The organism is Streptomyces sp. NPDC088254 (assembly GCF_044740925.1).
Classification (GTDB): domain Bacteria; phylum Actinomycetota; class Actinomycetes; order Streptomycetales; family Streptomycetaceae; genus Streptomyces.
Genome location: NZ_JBIURQ010000001.1, coordinates 861003 through 881764, shown reverse-complemented (window position 1 = coordinate 881764; position 20762 = coordinate 861003). Strand labels below are relative to the sequence as shown.

The 20762-nt window shown below is 72.3% G+C and carries 15 protein-coding genes and 2 pseudogenes; 7 read left to right on the top strand and 10 right to left on the bottom strand.

All coding sequences use genetic code 11. The features are described from left to right. Positions 1 to 51: 51 nt before the first annotated feature. Complete coding sequence (locus ACIOC0_RS03855; protein WP_402152016.1) at positions 52 to 1476, bottom strand: amino acid permease; 1425 nt, start codon at positions 1474 to 1476, stop codon at positions 52 to 54. A 179-nt stretch (positions 1477 to 1655) separates the two neighbouring features. Here ACIOC0_RS03855 and bla point away from each other — a divergent pair, with 179 nt between their 5' ends. Both bla and ACIOC0_RS03845 read left to right on the top strand, forming a co-directional pair. Then, positions 1656 to 2555 carry a class A beta-lactamase gene (gene bla, locus ACIOC0_RS03850; RefSeq protein WP_402152013.1) on the top strand — a complete coding sequence of 300 codons (900 nt, stop codon included), beginning with the start codon at positions 1656 to 1658 and terminating at the stop codon, positions 2553 to 2555. Positions 2556 to 2653: 98 nt separating this feature from the next. Beyond that, entirely contained in the window at positions 2654 to 3685 is a 1032-nt protein-coding gene (locus ACIOC0_RS03845; RefSeq protein ID WP_402152010.1) for a hypothetical protein, read from the top strand. A gap of 288 nt (positions 3686 to 3973) precedes the next feature. On the opposite strand, the gene ACIOC0_RS03840 is transcribed toward ACIOC0_RS03845, so the two are convergent. Beyond that, positions 3974 to 5881, bottom strand: a complete 1908-nt coding sequence (locus ACIOC0_RS03840; RefSeq protein WP_402152007.1) for an ABC transporter ATP-binding protein — start codon at positions 5879 to 5881, stop codon at positions 3974 to 3976. A 274-nt stretch (positions 5882 to 6155) separates the two neighbouring features. On the opposite strand from ACIOC0_RS03840, the gene ACIOC0_RS03835 reads away from it, so the two are divergent. Beyond that, the gene (locus ACIOC0_RS03835; RefSeq protein ID WP_402152004.1) at positions 6156 to 6848 is read left to right on the top strand and encodes an ABC transporter ATP-binding protein; all 693 of its coding nucleotides are present in this window, start codon (positions 6156 to 6158) and stop codon (positions 6846 to 6848) included. Positions 6849 to 6863: 15 nt separating this feature from the next. Here the strand turns inward: ACIOC0_RS03835 and ACIOC0_RS03830 are convergent, their stop codons facing one another. The 5 genes from ACIOC0_RS03830 to ACIOC0_RS03810 form a co-directional block, all read right to left on the bottom strand. Beyond that, the gene (locus tag ACIOC0_RS03830; RefSeq protein WP_402152001.1) at positions 6864 to 7832 is read right to left on the bottom strand and encodes an ATP-binding cassette domain-containing protein; all 969 of its coding nucleotides are present in this window, start codon (positions 7830 to 7832) and stop codon (positions 6864 to 6866) included. 74 nt (positions 7833 to 7906) lie between these two features. Beyond that, the gene (locus ACIOC0_RS03825; protein WP_402151998.1) at positions 7907 to 10711 is read right to left on the bottom strand and encodes an ABC transporter permease; all 2805 of its coding nucleotides are present in this window, start codon (positions 10709 to 10711) and stop codon (positions 7907 to 7909) included. Continuing rightward, on the bottom strand, positions 10708 to 13944 hold the full coding sequence (locus ACIOC0_RS03820; RefSeq protein ID WP_402153187.1) for an FtsX-like permease family protein: 3237 nt from the start codon (positions 13942 to 13944) through the stop codon (positions 10708 to 10710). The genes ACIOC0_RS03825 and ACIOC0_RS03820 overlap by 4 nt, the downstream gene beginning before the upstream one ends. 200 nt (positions 13945 to 14144) lie before the next feature. Continuing rightward, entirely contained in the window at positions 14145 to 14906 is a 762-nt protein-coding gene (locus ACIOC0_RS03815; RefSeq protein ID WP_402151995.1) for a metallophosphoesterase family protein, read from the bottom strand. Positions 14907 to 14969: 63 nt separating this feature from the next. Further along, positions 14970 to 15437, bottom strand: coding sequence for a winged helix-turn-helix transcriptional regulator (locus ACIOC0_RS03810; RefSeq protein ID WP_402151992.1), 468 nt, complete (start codon positions 15435 to 15437; stop codon positions 14970 to 14972). Positions 15438 to 15527: 90 nt separating this feature from the next. Between ACIOC0_RS03810 and ACIOC0_RS03805 the strand changes: the two genes are divergently transcribed. Then, positions 15528 to 16022: a PaaI family thioesterase gene (locus ACIOC0_RS03805; protein ID WP_402151989.1), complete on the top strand. Its 495-nt coding sequence runs from the start codon at positions 15528 to 15530 to the stop codon at positions 16020 to 16022. Between the two features lie 102 nt (positions 16023 to 16124). On the opposite strand, the pseudogene ACIOC0_RS03800 reads toward ACIOC0_RS03805, so the two are convergent. Continuing rightward, a pseudogene (locus tag ACIOC0_RS03800) lies at positions 16125 to 16256 on the bottom strand (helix-turn-helix domain-containing protein); the annotation flags it as partial. 256 nt (positions 16257 to 16512) lie between these two features. On the opposite strand from ACIOC0_RS03800, the gene ACIOC0_RS03795 reads away from it, so the two are divergent. Continuing rightward, positions 16513 to 16935 carry a pyridoxamine 5'-phosphate oxidase family protein gene (locus ACIOC0_RS03795; RefSeq protein ID WP_402151986.1) on the top strand — a complete coding sequence of 141 codons (423 nt, stop codon included), beginning with the start codon at positions 16513 to 16515 and terminating at the stop codon, positions 16933 to 16935. Between the two features lie 71 nt (positions 16936 to 17006). Here ACIOC0_RS03795 and ACIOC0_RS03790 read toward each other — a convergent pair. Both ACIOC0_RS03790 and ACIOC0_RS03785 read right to left on the bottom strand, forming a co-directional pair. Further along, a pseudogene (locus ACIOC0_RS03790) lies at positions 17007 to 17327 on the bottom strand (hemin transporter); the annotation flags it as partial. A gap of 33 nt (positions 17328 to 17360) precedes the next feature. Beyond that, complete coding sequence (locus ACIOC0_RS03785; protein ID WP_402151983.1) at positions 17361 to 18053, bottom strand: response regulator; 693 nt, start codon at positions 18051 to 18053, stop codon at positions 17361 to 17363. 301 nt (positions 18054 to 18354) lie between these two features. On the opposite strand from ACIOC0_RS03785, the gene ACIOC0_RS03780 reads away from it, so the two are divergent. Continuing rightward, complete coding sequence (locus ACIOC0_RS03780; RefSeq protein ID WP_402151980.1) at positions 18355 to 19569, top strand: globin domain-containing protein; 1215 nt, start codon at positions 18355 to 18357, stop codon at positions 19567 to 19569. Positions 19570 to 19703: 134 nt separating this feature from the next. Next, on the top strand, positions 19704 to 20642 hold the full coding sequence (locus ACIOC0_RS03775; RefSeq protein WP_402151977.1) for a class I SAM-dependent methyltransferase: 939 nt from the start codon (positions 19704 to 19706) through the stop codon (positions 20640 to 20642). Positions 20643 to 20762 lie beyond the last annotated feature (120 nt).

Sequence of the window (20762 nt, the reverse complement as noted above, 5' to 3'; positions counted from 1 at the left end):
TTCCGTTCGCCACCCTAACCGAGGCAGCGATCGAGGTGCGAGGGCGAGTGGTCACTCGGCGGACGGCCGTGCCGCCAGGATGGAGCGCTTGTAGGAGTAGGAGAAGTAGATGACGCACCCGATCGCGAACCAGATCGCGAACCGCACCCAGGTCTGCCACTGCAGGAACGTGATCAGCCAGATCGAGAAGAGGACCCCGAGCGCCGGCACCACCGGCATCCACGGCGTGCGGAAGCTGCGCGGCAGCTCCGGCTGCCGGTAGCGCAGCACGATCACCGCCGCGCACACCACCACGAACGCCAGCAGGATGCCGATGTTGGTCAGCTCGGCCGCCTCGCCGATCGGGACGAACCCCGCGATGAGGGCCGACACCACACCGACGATCCAGGTGACCCGGGTCGGCACGTGCCGTGTCGGGTGCGTCTTGGCGAACCACCGGGGAAGCAGTCCGTCACGGGACATCGAGAACCAGACGCGGGTCACGCCCAGCATGAAGGTGAACATGACGGTGAGGATGCCGATGATCGCGCCGACCGCGATCACGTCCGCGAGCGCGTCGAGTCCCACCGCTTTGAACGCCGTGGAGAAGCCGCTCCGCGGGTCGATGTCCGTGTACTTCTGCATGCCCGTGAGCACCAGGCACGCCGCGACGTACAGCACCATCGAGATCGCCAGGGAGTAGATGATCGCCTTGGGCATGTGCCGTACCGCGTCCTTGGACTCCTCGGCCGCCGTCGACATGGCGTCGTAGCCGAACACCGCGAAGAACACCGTCGCAGCACCGGTGAACGCGCCGCCGATGCCGAACGGGAAGAAGGGGTGGTAGTTGGCGGTCGTGATGTGGAAGACGCCCACCCCGATCACCAGCAGCACCACCAGCACCTTCAGCGCCACGACGAACGTCTCGAAGCGGGCCGCGCTCTTGATGCCCAGGTTGAGCAGCCAGGCGATCAGAAGACACAGCAGGGCCGCGAACAGATCGACGCGGCGCCCCGTGCCGGTGCCGGGCGCACCCAGCATCCAGGCGGGCAGGCTCGCGCCGAACTCCTCCACCAGGAAGCCGAAGTAGCCGGAGATGCCGATCGCCACGACGGCCACGATCGCCGTGTACTCCAGCAGCAGGTCCCAGCCGATGAACCAGCCCGCGAACTCGCCCAGCACCGCGTACCCGTAGGTGTAGGCCGACCCGGCCTTCGGGATCAGCCCCGCGAACTCCGCGTACGACAACGCGGCGCACGCGCTCGCCACACCGGCGACCAGGAAGGACACCAGCACCGCGGGCCCGGCCTTGCCGTTGGCCACGGTGCCGGCCAGCGTGAAGATGCCCGCGCCGATGATGCCGCCCACGCCGATCGCGGTGAGCTGCCACAGCCCGAGCGACCGGTCGAGCCGGGCGCCCTCGGTGACCTCCGTCTCCTCGATGTGCTCGATGGGTTTGCGACGGAGAATCCCCTCACCCGGACGGAGCCTGCCCATGGCTATCACCTCTTCGCCGACGGAAACGGCTGACGGCGGATCATGATGTCCCAGCCCCGCCCCTCGGAAAAGCCGCCACGCACGGACCGGCCCCACGCGCACAGCCGATGCAACCAACGCGCGAGGCGCTGCGTCGGTCATTGATGTAACCGCTGACGCACGTGATGAAGGAGTGGACGATGTTACGCACGAGCGGTCCTCTTGCCTCTGCGATGAGCCGGCGCACGCTGCTTGTGGCCGGTGCTGCCACCGCCACGGGCCTGCTCGCGGGTGCGCCCGCCCGCGCGTCGGACGCTGTCACCGGCGGCCTTCGGGCGCTGGAGGAGCAGTACGGGGCCCGGCTGGGGGTCTACGCCCACAATGTGGGTACCGGGCAAACGGTCCGGCACCGTGCCGACACGCTGTTCCCGATCTGTTCGCTGTTCAAGACGCTCGCCGCCGCGGCGGTGCTGCGCGACCTGGACCGCGACGGCGAGGTGCTGGCCCGCCGGATCCACTACACGGCGGCCGACCTGGTCGAACACTCGGACGTGACGAAAGAGCACCTGGCCACGGGGATGGCGATCGCCGAGCTGTGCGAGGCCGCGATCTGCCGGAGCGACAACACGGCGGGCAATCTGCTCCTGCGGGAGCTGGGCGGCCCCACGGCGATCGCTCGCTTCGCCCGGTCCCTCGGTGACCCGGTGACCCGGCTCGACCGGTGGGAGACGGAGCTGAACTCGGGCGAGCCGTGGCGGATCACGGACACCACCAGCCCGCACGCGATCGGCCGCGCCTACGCCCGGCTCGTCCTCGGCGACGCGCTCAGCCGGCCCGACCGCGCGCTCCTCACGGACTGGCTGCTGCACAACAGGACCAGCGACACCCGCCTGCGCGCCGGTCTGCCGTCCTCGTGGGCGGTCGCGGACAAGACGGGCGGTGGCTCCTACGGCACCAACAACAACGTGGGCATCGCCTGGACCGAGGACGGCACCCCGCTGGTCCTCTCCATCATGTCCCGCAAGTTCGACCAGGACGCCGCGTCGGAGAACAAGCTGATCGCGGACACCGCACGCCTCCTGGCCGACGCCCTGCGCTGACACCACTCGACAGCTTCTACGAGATGAACTCCGATTCCCTTCCCTCTTTCCTGCACGCACGCCGCAGTCCATGGTTCGTGGGGGCGATTCTCGCGGCCGTGGCCGTCACGATGCTCGGACTGCTCGCGCTGAACGAACGCGACCGATGGGACGAGCCGCCGCCCCTTCCGCCCGCCGGCGCTTACGAGCACGGCGCAGCGGCCGAGTACTCACAGGCTGAGCCCATCCCTCCCGACGGCACGGCAGCGGCACTCACCCGACCGCTGCGGGAGGCCGGCTGGTTCTGTGCGCAGGTCCGGGCCAACGCGGACGGCCGCGCCCTGTGGTGCCGGATCGCGCACCGCGATGAGGCAGACGCGGTCCGTCCGCAGGTGGCGCAGTTCCTGCTGGACCGCGACGACCGTCTCGCCTGGGCGTGGTTCCCGGACCCCGATGCGGACCACGCCGACCACGCGGACCGTCCGGACGACGAGGTCGCCGCGACCGCGGCACCGGCGCTGACCGCGATCTGGGCGGGCGCCGGTGATCGACTGCGGGAGGAGATCGACGACTTCAACGCCGACCGCCGCGCTGACCCGACGGTGAGGGAGGACGGTGTCCCCCGGACAGGGTGGCGGGACGCGCACGCGGAGTACAGGTTCGACCCGCACAACGGACTGGTCGTCACCGCCCGGAACGCCTCCGTACGGCGCTGGCCGTTCGGCTCGGAGCACTACGCGACCTCGATGAGCTCCGCCGTCGATGATCTCCTCGCCGGTGGTTACGACTGCTTCTATCCGCCCCAGGAAGTCTGCAACCGCCCGCCGAACGGCTCCTTCCAGGTGACCCTGCGTGGTGACCGGATCGTCACCGCCCGGTTCGGCATCGGCAGCCGGATCGAATCCGGGCGGCAGCGAATCCCGCTCACCGGGCAGTTCCCGCGCGGCCTCACCTTCCTCACCGAGGCCGTCCGCCGTCCCGTCACGGAGCGCATCGAACAGTCCCGGCGAACCGGCACCGGCTACGCCGGCATCGTGGCCGGAACGGTCGTCGTCATCGACGCGGACGCGCCCCGTCCCGGCGGACGCGACGTCGCGGCCTACTTCGACATCCAGATCGGTGCACCGCTGGCTGCGACCCCGCCCCTTTGATCGTGGGATGAGGATGACGACGGTGCCGGCCGGGCACGGTCGGTTGCCGCGGATCGAAGACGATCTCATCGCCCGTCCCGGATCGTCCTGGAGGGGGGAGAGGGCCCCCGGGCTTCGGCCGGGAGCCGACCCGACGGTCTCGACGACACTCTCCCCGTCCCGCGGGGGCACCCCCGACGCACGCCGCGGCAGCGCCCCGTTGACGACCTCCGCGAAGTGGGCGGCCGGTAGACGGTGGGGGTGTGCCGGGGCTCTCCTCGATCGTCGCGGGCGGTATCCGCCCCACGGTCACACGTGCCCGGTGCTCGTACCCGCGCGTGACGCCGTCGTCCTGGGGTCCTCCTCCGGCGCGGGGTCGGACGGTCCGGGCAGGCCGGCGGGGCGCGCTTCCTCGGCCGGCTCGGCGCTCTCGCCGAGGAAGCCGCCCGACTGGTGCCGCCACAGCTTGGCGTACGCGCCGTCCGCCGCGAGGAGTTCCTCGTGGCTGCCCTGCTCGACGACGCTTCCACGGTCGAGGACGGCGAGACGGTCCATGCCCGCGACGGTGCTCAGCCGGTGGGCGACCACGAGGGCCGTCCGTCCGTCCATCAGCCGCCACAGGGCGTCCTGAACGAGGAGTTCGCTCTCCGAGTCCAGCGCGCTGGTCGCCTCGTCGAGCAGCAGGATCGGCGCGTCGCGCAGGATGGCCCTGGCGAGGGCGACGCGCTGACGCTGGCCGCCCGAGAGTTTCACGCCCCGCTCCCCCACCAACGTGTCGAAGCCGTCGGGGAGTTGACCGGCGAACTCCGTGACGTGCGCGGCCTCGGCCGCGGCGAGGATCTCCTCGTCGGTGGCGCCGGGCCGGGCGAAGGCGATGTTGTCCCGCAGGCTGCGGTGGAACATGGCGGGTTCCTGCGGAACGTAGGCGATCAGTGAGCGCAGGTCGCTCTGGCGCATACGGCTGATGTCCTGACCGCCGATCAGGATGCGCCCCTCGTCGATGTCGGACATCCGCAGCAGGAGCCGGGTGAGTGTGGTCTTCCCGCCGCCCGACCTGCCGACCAGGCCGATGCGCGCGCCGGCCGGCACGTCCAGGTCGAGCTTGCGGAAGATCGGCTTCGCGCCCGCGTGGGCGAAGGTCACCGCCTCGAAGCGGACGCCCTCGTCGCGCGGTGCGAGCGGTTCGGGTTCCGCCGGGTCGAGCACGGTGGGCGGATCCAGCAGCAGTTCCGTGAACTGCGCGGCCTCGGTCATCGAGCTCTCCAGACGCCGGTAGATCTGGTTGAACTCGAACATGATCTGGGTGGCGTTGGAGTAGTAGGTGAAGGCGACGACGACCTCCTCCACCCCCTGGCCCGGGCCGCCGAAGGCGATGGCGACCAGCAGGCCCAGCACGTTGGTCAGCACGGACATCGGGGCGATCAGCACGTCCACCCGCAGGTTGCCGTAGTCCCACGACCTCAGCGTCAGACGCCGGGAGTCGGCGACGCGGCTGCGGTGCTCCTCGGCCTCCCGCCGTTCGGCGGCGAACGCCCGGATGGTCTCCATGTTCATCAGGCTGTCGGCGACATGCCCGGAGACCCGGGCGAGCGCGGCCTCACGCTGGTTGACGAGCCGCTGCCGGCGCCGGATCAGCGGTGTCGCGGCCACCACCGTCAGCGCGATCATCACGAACAGGCCGACGACGAGCATCGGTTCGTAGCTCCAGAGCACCACGGCGCCGAACACCAGGGGGACGAGACTGCCGACGATCCGGTACGTCACCGTGTCGACGAAGTCCTCGAAGCGCTTGCCGAAGCTCAGCACCCGTTTGGTCAGGGAGCCGGCGAAGTTGTCGTGGAAGAACGCGGCGTCCTGGGCGAGGAGTTCGTCCATGCCGCTCACGTACAGGTGTTCCATGCCGAGCGCGTCCACGCGGTTCAGGCAGTGCTGCCCGACCCGCCACACCGCCTCGGCGAGCAGCAGCGTCGCACCGAAGCCCAGCACGTAGGGCAGCGCCGAGGCGAGGGTGAGTCCACCCTCGTCGGCCGCCTGTCCCGCCAGTTTGGCGATCAGCAGGGGGGCGATGTACCGGATGCCGATGTTGCCGACGGAGGGCAGCAGCAGCGCGGGCAGGGCCAGCCTTCGCAGCCGCAGCAGTTCCCGGCAGTAGCGGCGCAGGGCCAGTACGACCGCGCTCCTGGCCGGTGTCGTCCCTCGTGTGTCCGTGGTCGCCATCACACTCCCGTCCGTCCGTTCGGAAGTCGGAAGTGTCCCGTCAGGGGCGGTCGGCGGTCCAGGCATTTAACGCGGATGGGCTACAACCGGACAACCGCCGCGTACGTGGGCGGGCTGCGGCGGCGCCGAAGAGGAGGCCGCTTCGGCGCCGCCGGCGAACGCCGTCACTGCCGTGCCGTTCAGCATCTCCCCCTCAACACCTCCTGCTTTACCGCAAGTTGCGCCGGATGCGATACTTGCGCGCTGCTGGATCGGCGGAGCTTACGGGGGCGTGATGAGCCAGGCGGTGACGGCGGCCATGCTGCAGGTGGCGGACGTGCACAAGTCGTACGGGCGGGGCGCGGGTGCCGTTCATGCCTTGCGTGGTGTGTCCTTCGAGGTCCCCCGGGGTGAACTCGTCGCCCTCAAGGGCCGTTCGGGCTCGGGCAAGACCACTTTGCTCAACATCGTCGGCGGTCTGGACGAGCCGGACAGGGGACGCGTCACCATCGACGGGCTGCACCTCCGGGACCAGGGTGAGGACGCCCTCCTCGCGCTGCGCCGGGAGCGCATCGGCTTCGTCTTCCAGTCGTTCGGGCTCATCCCCATCCTCACGGCCGCCGAGAACGTGGGCGTGCCACTGCGGTTGCGCAGGGCGGACCCGCGCGAGCGGCGGGAGCGCGTCGAGTTGCTGCTCTCGCTCGTGGGGCTCGCGGACCACGCCGCGCAGCGCCCGGGCGAGTTGTCGGGCGGGCAGCGCCAGCGTGTGGCCATCGCCCGCGCGCTGGCCAACAATCCGTCGATCCTCATCGCCGACGAGCCGACGGGCCAGTTGGACGCGGAATCCGGCCACTCCGTGATGGAACTGCTCCGCGCGGTCGTCCGCAGCGAACAGATCACGGCTCTCGTGGCCACCCACGACACGACGCTCCTCGACCTCGCCGACCGGGTGCTGGAGCTGAAGGACGGCGGGATCACCGAATCCTGAGGCCGGCCGCCGGGGTCACTCCCCCGGCACGTCCTCGCGCGGGTCGTCCGGACGGACGGCGATGTGGTCGGGTTCCAGTTCCAGGGCGACACGGTCGCGCATGCCCAGGGCGCGGGTGTACTCGGCGGGGAGTTGGAGGCGTCCGGCCCGGTCCAGCATGGCGTACTCGCGGGCGACCAGGTTCTCCTGGCCGGTGGCGGAGTCGACCTCGCTGTGTCGCAGGACCTCCGTGGCCGTGCGGCCGTCCCGGATGGCGACCGTGCGGCGGACCTCCCCGGCGACGGACTGGTCATGGGTGACGATCACGATGGTGGTCCCCAACTCCTCGTTGGCGGTGCGGAACGCGGCGAAGACCTGTTCGGCGGTGTGGGAGTCGAGTTCGCCGGTGGGTTCGTCGGCGAGCAGGACCGCGGGATCGTTGGCGAGGGCGACGGCGAGGGAGACCCGCTGCTGCTGGCCGCCGGACATCTCCTGCGGCCGGCGGTCACGGCAGGCGGAGACGTCCAGCAGGCCGAGGAGTTCCATGGCGCGGTCGGCCCGGGCGCGACGCCGGCCGCCGGCGCGAGCCAGCTGCAGGGGCAGGGAGACGTTCTGCGCGGCGGTGAGATAGGGCAGCAGGTTGTGGGAGGTCTGCTGCCGGACGAAGCCGACGGTCCTGCGACGGTAGGCGAGTCGTTCCTTGGAGGACATGGTGACCAGGTCGTGGTCGGCGACACGGGCCGCGCCGGCGGTGGGCTTGTCCAGTCCGGCCAGAATGTTCATGAGGGTGGACTTGCCGCTGCCGGACGCGCCGACCAGGGCCATCAGCTCCCCCTTGCGAACGAGCAGGTCGAGGCCCTGCAGTGCCTGGACCTCCACGCCGTCGGCGGTGAAGATCCGCACCAGCCGGTCGCAGGTGATCAGGGCGTCATGACCGTACGCGACGGCGTCCCGCGCGGCGAGAGCGCGGTCGGCGAGCTCGTGGAAGGTCGGACTGCTGGTCATCGGCTGCTCCTGGACGGTCGGAGGGGCACGGGCCGGTGCCTTCGGGGGCTCGGTCTCGAGGTCGCGCTCACTGTCTACTTGTCACCCAGCCTCAGTTCGCGCACCGAGCCACGTCGGCCGGACCACCAGGCCTGGGCGGCGGGCGCGCCGACGGCCAGGAGCAGCACGGCGAGCGACGGAACCGCCAGGGAGAGCGGATCGGTGCGCAGCACGGCCCCTTCGAGGGCGGACGGGGAGGCCAGGGCGATGGTCGCGAGGTCGACGCCGGGCGACAGCAGCCGGATGCCGGCCCAGCCGGTCAGCAGGCCGCCGGCCGCGGCCAGGAACGCCTGCGGGAGGGACGTGAGGATCAGCAGCCGGCGGCCCTGGGACCGGGTCATGCCCATCGTGCGCAACCGGGCGAGCAGGGCGCCCCGTTCGGGAGCGGTGCGCAACACGGTCAGCACGAGCGCGAGGAGCGCGTATCCGGCGCCCGCGGCGACCGCGACGCCGTAGAGGCGTTCCGCGCCGGACTGCAGCGGTGAGTCGACGTGCCGCGAGCGTTCCTCGCTGCGCAGGAAGACGCCCACCACCGTGCCTTGCGCCGCCGAGCGCAGCGCCCGGCCGTCCAGGGCGTCACCGGTCAGCAGCAGGGTCGTCGTACGCGCCGCCTGGCGGGGGAGGCCGGCGCGGTCCACGACCAGGAAGTCGTCACCGAAGACGGCCGGGGTGCGGTCCCGGACCGCGACGATCCGGACGGTGACGGAGGCGCCGTCCGGGAGCTGGACGGAGTAGGGGCCGGTGCCGTACTCGTCGGCCACGCGCGGTGAGGCCAGCGCGGGCAGCGGCCGGTCGGCGCCGCCCGTCGTGCCGGCGTCCCGCTGCAGGAGGCTCGCCGCGTCGAACGGCCCCAGTCCCGTGTGGCGCGCCAGCCGCGCGTAGGCGTCGGGGTCGACACCGGCCAGCGGTACCGACCGGCTGCTCTGCTGCGGCGTCGCGTCGTCGATGACGCCGGCTTCCGTCATGTCCCGCACACCGGGCAGCCTGCGTACGCGGTCGGGCAGGGCGTTGGGGAGTCCGCCGGTGGTGCTCTCGACGCGGCCGTCGGCGCCGACGTAGCGCAGTGCGGCCTGGTCGCGGGCCTGCGTGACCCCTGCCAGGACCGAGCCGCCGAACGCGGCCGTGGTCAGGGCGCTGAGCAGGGCGAGCAGGGGCAGCACGGCGAAGCCGGGGGCGCGGGCCGCCTGGGCCAGCGCCAGCGGAACCACCAGGCCCCGCATGCGTGTGGTCGCCCTGCTCAGCGCACGCAGCGGCAGGGGGTGCAGGCGTGCCAGCAGCAGGGCCGCGACGACGCCCGTCAGCAGCGGTGCGGCGGCCACCAGAGCGGTGCCCCCGGATCCCTGGCGGCGCAGTACGGCGACGGCCGCCGACGCGATGACCAGGACGGTCAGTTCGGCCACCGTCCGGCGGCGCGACGGCCGGGCGGCGACGAGGTCGTCGCGGTCGTCGTGCAGCCGTACCGTGCGGTGGGCGACCACGGCGCGCAGGGGAAACGCGCCACAGGCGAGCAGGGTGACGGCGAGAGCGGCGGCCAGGGCGGGCGCGGTGCGGGCCGCGGGCAGGGCGAGCAGTGCCGCCGTCAGTCCGAGCGCGCCGGCCGGCACGGCCACCACCGCCGTCTCCGCCAGCAACCGGACGGCCAGGCCGGGCAGTGAGGCGCCGCGGGCCCGCAGCAGGGCCAGCTCCGCGCGACGGCGGTCGGCCGCCACGCCGCCGGCCATGACCAGGACGATCACGGCGAGGCTGCCGGTCCCGACGGCGGCGAGGAGCAGCAGCGGATCGATGCCCGAGCGCAGCCGGGCATGGTCCACGAGGACCTCGTCGAGATTCGTCTGAGCCTCCAGGCTTTCGTCCACGACGCCCCGCAGCCGCTGCACTCCCGGCCCCGACTCCAGAGCGGCCACGGCGGAGGCCAGCCGGTCGACGTCGTGGCCGCGCAGGGTGGCGACGTCAGGGGCGACGTTCCAGTACCGGTGCGGGCGGCCGAGGGTGCCCAGGAGGGCCGGACCGGCGTCGGGGGCGAGGAGCAGGCCTCCGAGCCAGTAGACGTCCGTTGGCAGGAAGCCGGGCATACGGCTCAGCGCGGGGGTGCGCAGCACCGGCTGCGCCGACCAGTAGGCGCCCTCGGGGGCGCGCGGGACGACGATCCCGGTGACCTGCACGGTGAGCGGGCCGCGTTCCGTGCCCGCCACGTGGATCACCGAGCCCACCCGGATGCCGAGTCTGCGGGCGGTGTCCTCGGTGACGGCGGCCTCGACCCGCGTGGTCCGCGCTGTCACCGGTGCGCCCGAGGTGCGCGGCAGCCGGCCCGCGCCGATCCGGGCGTGGGAGGCGAGGTCCTGCTGGGCGGCGAGCACCAGGTGGGCGGGCAGCCCGGAGGGCCGGGGAAGCCAGGTGTCGGACGCCGTGAGGGCGACGGTGGTGCGCACGCCGTACGCCGACTGCGCGAGGTCGGCGACCAGCGGCTTCTCCGCGGTGGCGAGGACCTGGGCGCGCACCGCGGTCAGCGGGCCGGGGCGCAGGGCGGCCTCCGTCTCCTCGAGGGTGTCCATCCAGCCGAGCGGGACCTGCACCTGCACGGTCGTCCGGTCGGGCAGGGCCTGTTCGACGGCCCTGCGCAGCCCCGCGTCCCCGTACCGGTCGACGGCACGCGGGTACGCGGCTGCCAGCGCCGCGGTCACGGCCACCAGGAGCGCGAGGACGACGGACGTACCGGCGAAGGCTCTCAGCCGGGTCCGCAATCCGGCCCGTGCGTGCTGCCGTACCGCCTTCGTCTCCCCGTCCAGACGAGGTTTCGCCTTCGTCCCCCCGTCCTGTGGGGACACCGGTTGTGTGGTCACTGCGTCACCTCGTCCCTGAGGGCCGTCGCGGGTTTCGCCCGTCGAAGGGCGTGGGCCGCCGTCACGAGGGCGGGGCCCGCTGCGAGGGCCGCGAGCAGGGCGGTCAGACGCGGGAGCGGGAGTTCGACCAGCACCGGTGGGAGCGGCCGGGTGGCCTGCCCGGTGAGGACGACGAGGGGGACCAGCGCGTGGGCGAGCACCGTGCCGAGGGCCGCGCCGACCAGCAGCGCCAGGGTCACCAGCACGCCGTGCTCCACGGCGACCAGCCGGGCCAGCCGGCCGCGCGAGGTCCCCAGGGCGCGCAGCACGGCGAACTCCCCGTCCCGGGTGCGCATCGCCCCCGCCGCGCTCACCGCGAAGCCGAGCGCGGCGAAGAGCACCGTCACCGCCGCCGCGGCGATCAGCGCCGCTTCGGGGGCCGCGCCGAACGGGTCGTCGCGCAGCTCCGCCGCGATCTCGTCGCGCACCATCACCTGTTCCGGCTCGACGTCGGGCAGGGCGCGCGCGGCCGCCGCGGTGGCAGCGGGCGCGGCCGTGCCCAGCCACCACTCGGTGGGCGCGAGCCCGGCGCCGTAGCGGGCCTGCAGGACCCTGTTGACGGCCCGCAGATCGACGAGCAGGGCCCCGCCTTCCTGCGCGGTGGCCTCCGTCGTCGGCAGGGCGCTCGCGGTGCGGACGATGCGTACGGGCACGGAACGGCCGTCGAACGCCACCTCGACGCGCTGCCCTTCGCGCGCGCCGGACGCGGTGAGGTACCGGTCGGTGGCGACGGCGAGGATCTCCGGCACCGCGGGCTGGGCGGCCTTGAGCCGGACCTCCATCGGCAGGGCGAGCGCGGCGAAGTCGGACAGCAGGTAGCCGGTGCTGTACGTCAGGGTGAGGGGTGCCGTCGAGGCGAGGCGGGGGCGGGTGGGTCCGGAGGCGTCGTCGGGCGCGGCGGCGGTCGGGTCGGCCTCGATCTCGGTCGTCCATCTCGCCGGCAGGGTCAACCGCCGTACGGCGCCGTCGGCCGCGGTCGCCGTGAGCGCGCCGAGGACCAGGCGGTGGCGTTGGGGCCGGCCGGTCGGCTGCGCCATGCTCAGTTCGAGTCCGGTCAGCGCCAACGGGCCCCGGGCGCCGTTGAGATCGGGGGTCAGCGGGTGCGGGCGGCCGTCGGCGGGAAGGCGGCCGGACGGCACCTCGTAGGACGTTCCGTGGCGGTCCCGCACGGTGAGCGTCACATCGGCCTCCGGCCCCGGCCCGCTGCTGTGCAGGGCAGCGGTCAGGGTGAGCCGGGTGGTGCCCTCCGGTATCCCGACGCCTGCCGACGCTCCGCGCGGCGCGAGTCCGGCGAACACCGGACCCTCCGTCAGGTCGCGCCGTGCCAGAATCAGTTGGGCGGCTTCCGTCGTGTTGAGGGCCACGACGGTCGCGGTGCGGCTGCCGGACAGCGCCACCGTGCCGCGGACCGCGGGGGCGACCGCGTCCACGTGCGGGAGGCCCGCGTAGACGTCCGTACGGCCCACCTCGCCGCCCCCGGCGGTCAGGACGCGCACCTCGGCGCCCGCGCGGAAGTCGGCCTGGTCGGCCTGGGAGCGGCGCCAGGACGCGTCCTGACCGACCGCCACCACGCCGAGCGCCACGGAGATGACCAGGAGCAGCACCGGGCCCGCTCCCCGCATCGGCCGGCGGCTGAACTGCCAGCCGACCATGGCCGCGGTCAGTCCGCGGTCGCGGGTGACGAGGCGCTCACCGGCCCGCGCCAGCAGGGGCAGCAGCCGCAGCACCAGGACCGTCCCGGCGAGCAGCACCAGAGCGGGCGCCACCACCAGCAGCGGGTCGACGCCGAGGACCCCCTCGCGGTCGGCGGTGACCGCACCGGAGCGCCGGCTGCCGAGCAGCCAGAGAGCGACACCTGCCACCGCGAGCAGCCCGACGTCCGCCCCGGCGCGCAGCGACGCGGGCAGCGCCCCCGCCCGCACCGCGGCGGTGTCCGCGGAGGACGCCCGCCACGCCGGTACGGCCACCGCCAGCGCGCACAGTGCGGCCACGCCCGCGGCGACCGCCCACACCTCGGGCCGGCCGCCGGCCGGCACGTCGACGCGCACCCCGGCCCGGCCCAGCGCCCCCTGGCCTGCCAGCAGTCGCGTCAACGGCCCTGACAGCAGCGGTGCCACCAGCACCGCCGGCGCGGAGATCAGCAGGGCCTCCAGGGCGGCCAGGCCCGCCAGGCGTGTCCGGGTGGCGCCGCGCGCACGCAGCAGCCGGGTCTCGGCGGTGCGCTCGGAGGTGAGCAGCCGGGCGACGAGCAGCAGTGTGCAGGCGGCGAGCAGGGCGAGCTGAGCGGCGACGATCAGCATGCTGGACCGCGTGACGAGCAGCGAGCGTTCGACCCGGTCCAGGACCGCGGGCAACGCGGTGTCCGCTTTGGTGGCGCTGCCGAGCGCGGGGCGCTTGCGCAGCTCGGCGCTCCCCGAGCGGGCGGCCTCGCGCAGCGCGCCGATCCGCTGCGCCGTCAGCGAGGAGTAGTCGGCCGAGGCCAGCCAGCCGGACGCGCCGACGCTCACCCGGCCCGACGTCGGCACGCTCGCGGCGGTGAGCAGGGGGCCGTACGTCGTGAAGCTCGACGCCTGCACGCCACGGCCGCCCAGGTCGTCCAACTGCCAGTAGGGCGCCCGGAGATCCACCGGCCGGTACACGCCGGTGATCAAGACGCGCACCGCCGGGCCGCCCAGCTGGTCGGTGACGGTCAGCCGGGCGCCGGGCGCCACCCCGAGCCGCTGGGCGGCGCTCTGCGGCAGTGCGGCCTCGACGGGCCCGCCGGTCGCCACCTCGGCGGGCAGCCTTCCGGCGACGGTCCGCACCTGCGTGCGGTCCAGGGCCGCGAAGAAGGTGAGGTCCGGGTTCTCGCTCCGCTCGGTGGCCGGCCGCAGTGCGAGCGGCAGGGCGTAGGGCCCTGACCGCAGCAGGGTGAGCACCCGCACGGGCAGTCCGGCGAAGACGGTACGGGCCCCCGCCCGCACGGCGTCGTCGGCGGCCCGCCGCTCACCGGCCGAGACGTCGGCCTTGACCACCAACGCGGCCTCGGCGGCGGTACGTTGCTCAGCGAGCGACCGCCGCAGCGCCGCGTCGCCCATCGCACCCGAGTAGGCGGTGAGCGCGGCGAGCACGACCGTGGTCAGCAGCACGGTCAGTGACACGGCGCCGAGAAGCGCGCGGTACGCCCACGCCCGCAGCACGACGAACCGCAACACGCCCACAGGCGCAACTCGTTCCCCCACCAGACCCCCCGGTTTCCAACCACACGAACCAGAACGCGACGGGCGCCGGCGGCGTGCGACTGCAAGTGGGCATTGTAGAACCGGACTTGGTCACTTCGGGGTCGCGATCGGTGGACATCGTTGATCGTGCGGTCGGCGTTCGGCTCCTCGCTGTCGTGAAGGGCGAGCGCGTGTCACAGGCTGCGGTCGCGCCCGTCCCGCGGGGCGAAGGCGGCGAGGGCGTCGGCGTCGGTCGCGCGAGCGTGCAGGAAGTAGTCGGCCCATTCGGTGATGTCGGGGTAGGACGAGTCCTGGCCGAGCTGGGCGGCTGCGGCCCGGAGGTCGTACTGCGTGGTGCGGAGGTCGACGCCCGGGCCCAGGAGGGCCCAGTGCGCTCCGGTTCGCCCGTAGGGCATGCCGACGCTGCCGGGGTTGATCACGAGCCGGCCGTGGGCGAGGCGGACGAACGGCATGTGGGTGTGGCCGCAGACGACGGTGCGAATGTCGGCATCGAGTCCGTTGAAGACTTCCTCCCAGCGGTCGAGGCGGGAGTCGACCAGGACGACCTCCTCGTCGTCGCGAGGGGTGGCGTGGCAGAACAGCACCTTTCCCAGGCCGTTCACGGACAGGGAGAGTGATCGTGGAAGCGAGGCGAGAAGGTCGAGATGGTCCTCACGGAGTTGTTCGGCCGCCCAAGGGGCGATCGGATCGGGGATCGTGTCGCGTTGCCCCCGGCGGTATTCGAGGAGTTCCCGGTCGGCGTTGCCACCGACCCAGACGACGTGCTCGCCGAGGCTGGTCAGCAGGTCGAGGACCTGGGCCGGTTGCGGGCCGGCGGCGATGTCGCCGGTGAGCACGATGTGCTCGGCGGCGCCGACGTCCGGTTCGGCGAGCACCGCCTCCAATGCCGGCAGGACTCCGTGGATGTCGGACAGAACGGCTACTCGGTTCAGCATGGTCACCACTGTGGGGCGAAGGCCGGTGGACCGACTCCGGCTTGGGGAGCAGTCTCCGGTCTGTCAGTCGAGGAGCCGTGCCGAGGGGCCTGGGCGGGTACGGGCCTCCGGAGGGGTCAGCGGTCCGTGGTCGTGCCCGCAGACGACCACCGCTCGCAGAGGTTCACCGCAGTCAGCGTGGTGCACCTCCAAGGGCGGGCCCTCGGCGTCCGCCGTGTAGCGGTCGCCCCACTGCTTGAGGGCGATCATCGCGGGCCACAGATCCCAGCCCTTGCGCGTGAGCCGGTACTCGTTGCGGGTACGGCTTCCCGGCTCGCGATACGCGACGGTCTCCAGGATCCCGGCGGCCACCAGCTTGCGCAGCCGGTCCGCCAGCACGGCCTCGGACAGCCCCACGTGCCGCCGGAAGTCGTCGAAACGCCGGACGCCGTTCATGGCGTCCCGGAGCAGCAGCAACGACCACTTCTCACCGACCAGGTCCAGTGTCCGATGCACGGTGCAGTTCTCCGTGCTCGTCTCCAGCCACCTCATGCGCCCATCCTAGGCTGACTTCACGATTGACAGCCAGAGGGCGGCCCGGCTAACTTCGCAGAACGAAGCCAGATGCGGCAGGGAGTGGGAATGGGCAGGTCACGTACGTTCGATTGGGAAGACCCAGCCATATCCGCCGGCGCCGTGGGTCATCACAGCGGTCTCGAATTCCTGCACGAGATCCTCGCCGGGCGCCTCCCCGCACCGCCCGTCGCCGCCACCCTGGGCTTCAGCCTGGAGGAGGCCGAGCACGGCCGGGCGGTCTTCGCACTGGTGCCGGGCGAGGAGCACTACAACCCGATCGGCAGCGTCCACGGCGGCGTCTACGCCACCCTCCTCGACTCGGCCGCGGGCTGCGCGGTGCAGTCCGTGCTGCCCCAGGGCATGGGATACACCTCGATCGACCTGACCTTGAAGTTCCTGCGCCCGATCACAGTCGACACCGGCAAGGTCCGCGCCATCGGCACCGTCCTCAACAGCGGTCGCCGCACCGCCCTCGCCCAGGCCGAACTGCGCGACTCCGAGGACCGGCTGCTCGCCCACGCCACCAGCAGTTGCATGCTCTTCCCCGTGCCGGCCCGCTGACCGCCCCGCGCGAGCCGCCGCGATCGCTGCGGAATGGCGGATCGATCGTCGGCGCAGCCTGGGAGATGCGGGCTCCCGGCGAGGCATGCCGCGGCCGTCCCGCCCCGGCTCGCCCTCGGCCCGCCAGCGGCGGATCCACTTGTGGGCCGTGACGCGCGAGATACCCATTTCCGCAGCGACATGCGCGACCGGGCGGCCACCGGAGACACCGCTCAAGGCCCCGCACGTTCCCAGCCGTGACGGGCGCGCAGGGCCGGGTGTCGCGCGCCCGCACCACGCCCTCACCGTTGTCGGCGCTCCTCGGCGGGGTCGGAGACGATGGCGCACGGGGCCGCCACCGGGGCGCGGCTTGCGCTCGCCGCCTCCGGCTGCGGCGCGGACTCCGTAGCCGCGACCACGCGGTGCCTGTCCGGCAGCGGCGGTCGTATCGCTGCCCTATTGGGGCCGGTCGGCCCTACCCCGGGCGGCGGCCGCGGGGGACGCTGGATCGATGTTCCAGACAGACGGCTTTCGCACGCTCGACCGGCAGGAGTGCCTGCGCATGCTCGCTCAGGCACCGGTCGGCCGCGTGGTGTACACCCGGCAGGCGCTGCCCGCGGTCCTCCCCGTCAACTTCTCGCTGGACTCGGACGCGTCGGTCGTGCTGTGCACCTCGTCGGCCTCGGACCTCGTGCACGCCATCGACGGCGTCGTGGTCGCCTTCGAGGCGGACGAGTTCCATGCGGCGACCCGGTCCGGGTGGAGCGTGGTCGTCACCGGACGGGCCACCGTGGTGACCGATCCCGCAGAACACGAGCGGCTGTCGCGAACTGGACCCGGGTCCTGGATGCCGTTGCAGGACGGGGTGTTCGTACGGATCGAGTCAGAGCTGATCACCGGACGCGAACTCAACGGGGCGCTCGCCACCCGGTGAGGCGCAGTCGGCGGACGCAGCCTGCCGGCGCACCGCCCACCCCGCTCCCGCCCACCGCCGACGCGGACAGCTCAGCTCTCCGTGCGGGCCAGCCACAGGTCCGGGCCGATGACCTCGAGGCGGATGCGCCGGGCGGGGACGCCGGCCTGGAGCAACTGGGCTCGTACGGCACGCATGAACGGCGGCGAGCCGCACGGGCAGACGTCGGCGGCCGGGGGCACATCCTCATCGGTGAGGTCCATCAGGCCGCTGCGGGCGCCTTCTTCGCCGGCAGCGTCCTGTTCGTACCAGAACTGGGCTCGCGCGTGCGGGGGTTCCTCGACGAGTCGGCGGGTGCCCGCGCGCAGTGCGTGGTCGGCCGGGGAACGGTCCGCGTGCAGCACCGTCACCGGGCGCGTGGCGCCGCCGGCGGCGAGGTGCTCGCGTCAGTGGCCTTGTCGCTTGAGCCGGTCCTTGGCCTGGGTGGCGATGACGGCGGCCTGGATGCGCCGCTCCACACCGAGCTTGGCCAGCAGCCGGGAGATGTGGTTCTTCACCGTCTTCTCCGCGAGGTACAGCCGCTGGCCGATCTGCCGGTTCGTCAGTCCCTCGCCGATCAGGGCCAGGATCTCCCGCTCACGGTCGGTCAGGCCCGGCAGGGCGTCGGTCTCGGGCTCCGGTTCCTGGCCCTGACGCAGCCGGGCCATCAGCTTGGCGGTGGCGCTGGGGTCGAGCAGTGACTGGCCGCGGGCCACCGTGCGCACGGCCGACACCAGGTCCGTCCCCTGGATCTGCTTCAGCACATAGCCGGACGCACCCGCCATGATCGAGTCCAGCAGGGCCTCCTCGTCATCGAACGAGGTCAGCATCAGGCAGGCCAGCTCCGGCATCTGTGAGCGCAGCTCCCGGCACACGGTCACGCCGTCGCCGTCCGGCAGGCGCACATCCAGCACCGCGACCTGGGGTCGCAGGGCGGGCACACGGGTCAGGGCCTGCTCGGCATTGGCGGCCTCGCCGACGACCGTGATGTCCGGCTCGTCGTCCAGCAGGTCGTGCACCCCGCGCCGTACCACCTCGTGGTCGTCCAGCAGGAAGACCCGGATCGGGTTGTCGGGGCCGGGCTGCTCGCCGTCCGCCATCGGATGCTCCTCGTTCTGCGTTCCCGCGCTGCCTGAAGTCCCGCACCGGCCGTGGCTCACTGAGCGTAGCCCGGTCCATGCCTGTATCAGATCTTCCGTGATCCCGGGCCGCGGGGCCAGGGCCGTTCGGCCCTACTGCCTCGTGGAGCGGGGCCGATGGCCCTCGATCGACGGGGCCGTTCGGCCCTTCTTCGTCCAGGACCGCGGAACAGCGCCGAAACACGGTCGGCCGCCTGCTAAACAGATGATGCCGCCCGACACGACGCGGCTTCGTTCCCCCACCCCCTGTCCGGGAGGCTCCATGCTGTCCGCAGAATCCGCCGCAGTGGTCCGTGCCACCCTGCCGGCCGTCGCCGGTGCGCTCGACGAGATCACCGCGCGTTTCTACGGCGCGATGTTCCGCGACCGGCCGGAGCTGCTCGACGGCAAGTTCAACCGGGGCAACCAGGCCAGCGGTGCGCAGCGACGCGCGCTGGCGGGCTCGATCGCCGGGTTCGCCACCGCGCTGCTGGCTGACCCGGACGCCCGCCCCGATGCGCTGCTGGACCGGATCGCGCACAAGCACGCCGCCGTCGGCGTCACCGAGGACCAGTACACGATCGTGCACAAGTACCTGTTCGGGGCGATAGTCGAGGTCCTCGGCGACGCGGTGACCCCGGAGGTGGCGGCCGCCTGGGACGAGGTGTACTGGCTGATGGCCGGCGCTCTGATCGGCCGGGAGGCCCGTCTCTACCAGGACGCGGGCGTCGCACCGGGCCGGATCTGGCGGCAGTGGACGGTCGTCGAGCGCCGCCGCGAGACCCCGGACGTGGTGTCGTTCGTCGTGCGCCCGGCCGACGGACGGCCGGCCCCCAAGGCACGCGCGGGACAGTACGTGAGCGTACGGGTGCCGATGGCCGACGGCGTCCACCAGCTGCGCCAGTACAGCCTGTCCTCCGATCCCGGCGAGGACCTGCGGCGCATCACCGTCAAGCGGGTCGCCGGCACGGACGGCGCACCGGACGGCGAGGTCTCCGGCATGCTGCACGAGCAGATCCGTGAAGGAGACGAACTGACGCTCTCCGCGCCCTTCGGTGACGTCTTCCTCGACGACCCCGCCGACGCCGCCACTCCGGTCGTCCTGGTCTCCGCGGGCATCGGCGGCACCCCCATGACCAGCATCCTGGCCCACCTCGCCGCGCTCGGCTCGACCCGCCCGGTGCTGGTCCTGCACGCCGACCGCTCCCCCGCCGACCACGCGCTGCGGACCGAGACGGAGGAACTGGTGGACCGGCTTCCGGGTGCGCGTGCCGTCTTCTGGTACGAGCGGCCCGGACAGGGCCAACGAGATGCCCGCGAAGGCCTCATGAACCTCGACGGCGTCGAACTCCCCGACGGCGCAACGGTGTTCCTCTGCGGCCCGCTGCCGTTCATGCGCGACATCCGCGCCCGGCTGCTGCACCTGGGGGTGCCGTCCCGTCGCATCCGCTACGAGGTCTTCGGCCCCGACCTCTGGCTGCCGGACACCGCGGCCTGAACGACGTCTTGAAGGGGGCTTCGTGAGGCCACTGGGCCGTGGCCCCCCTCCGCCGGTCGAAGGCGCATTGTTCACCTGATCGGACATCGGCGTGTCCGGGGTTGCCGAATGCCGCATCGCTTAGTTTGACGCCCATGGGGAACAGCCAGACTTCATTGAGCGTTCGACAGCAGATCAAACGCGCCGCCAAGCGTCAGGCGGTCGTCATGAACAGAGTTTTCTCCCGGTTGGGAATTCTTGTCGCGCCACGCCATTACTATTCTTCCGCGCCGGACCTGCGCGGCCTGGCGGAAACCCGTGAGGTGTGGCGCCGCCCTTCCAGTCTTCCAGGACTGCACATCGACCTCGATGAACAGATGGCCTGGCTCGAGAAGGCGTGCAAGCCGTTCCTCGACGAATACCGCGGAAACAAGGTGTTCGAGAAGGCGGGCGACCTCGGCCCGGGATACGGCTATATCGAGGCGCAGGCCCTGCACGGCATCCTGCGCTCGCTGTCCCCGGGCCGGTACCTCGAAGTGGGCAGCGGAGTATCCACGCATATCGCACTGCAGGCACTCGCCCGCAACGCCGAGGAAGGTCGTCCGGGGACGGTCACCTGCATCGAGCCGTACCCGCGCGACTGGTTGTCCCGGGACGCCCGCGTTCAGCTCCACCGCGTACCGGTCCAGACGGTCGACCTGACGGCGTTCACCTCCCTGACCGCAGGTGATGTGCTGTTCGTGGACTCGTCCCACGTGGTGAAACCCGGTTCGGACGTGAACTTCCTCGTTCTGGAAGTCTTCCCGCGTCTCGCACCGGGCGTCATTGTCCACGTTCACGACATCTACCTGCCGTACGACTATCAATGCGACCTGCTGGACAGCGTGTTGCATTGGGCGGAGACCTCGCTCGTACGGGCCTTCCTGGCGAACAACAGCCGTGCCCGCATCCTCGCGTGCATGTCGCATCTGCATTACGAAAGGCCCGACGAGATGCGGGCGGTCTTCCCGGACTACCGGCCGGCGCCCCATCGCGACGGCCTCCTGGCCGGGGAGGGGCATTTCCCCGCTTCGCTCTGGTTCGAAGTCTGCTGAGACCATCGGGCGACGAGGCCCGCTGATCCCACGGCCGCAGTGCACAGCGCACTGCGGCCGTGGTGTTCTGTGCAGAGCGTGGCATCTCGGGAAACCTCGCCGCGGCCCGCCGGAGAATCG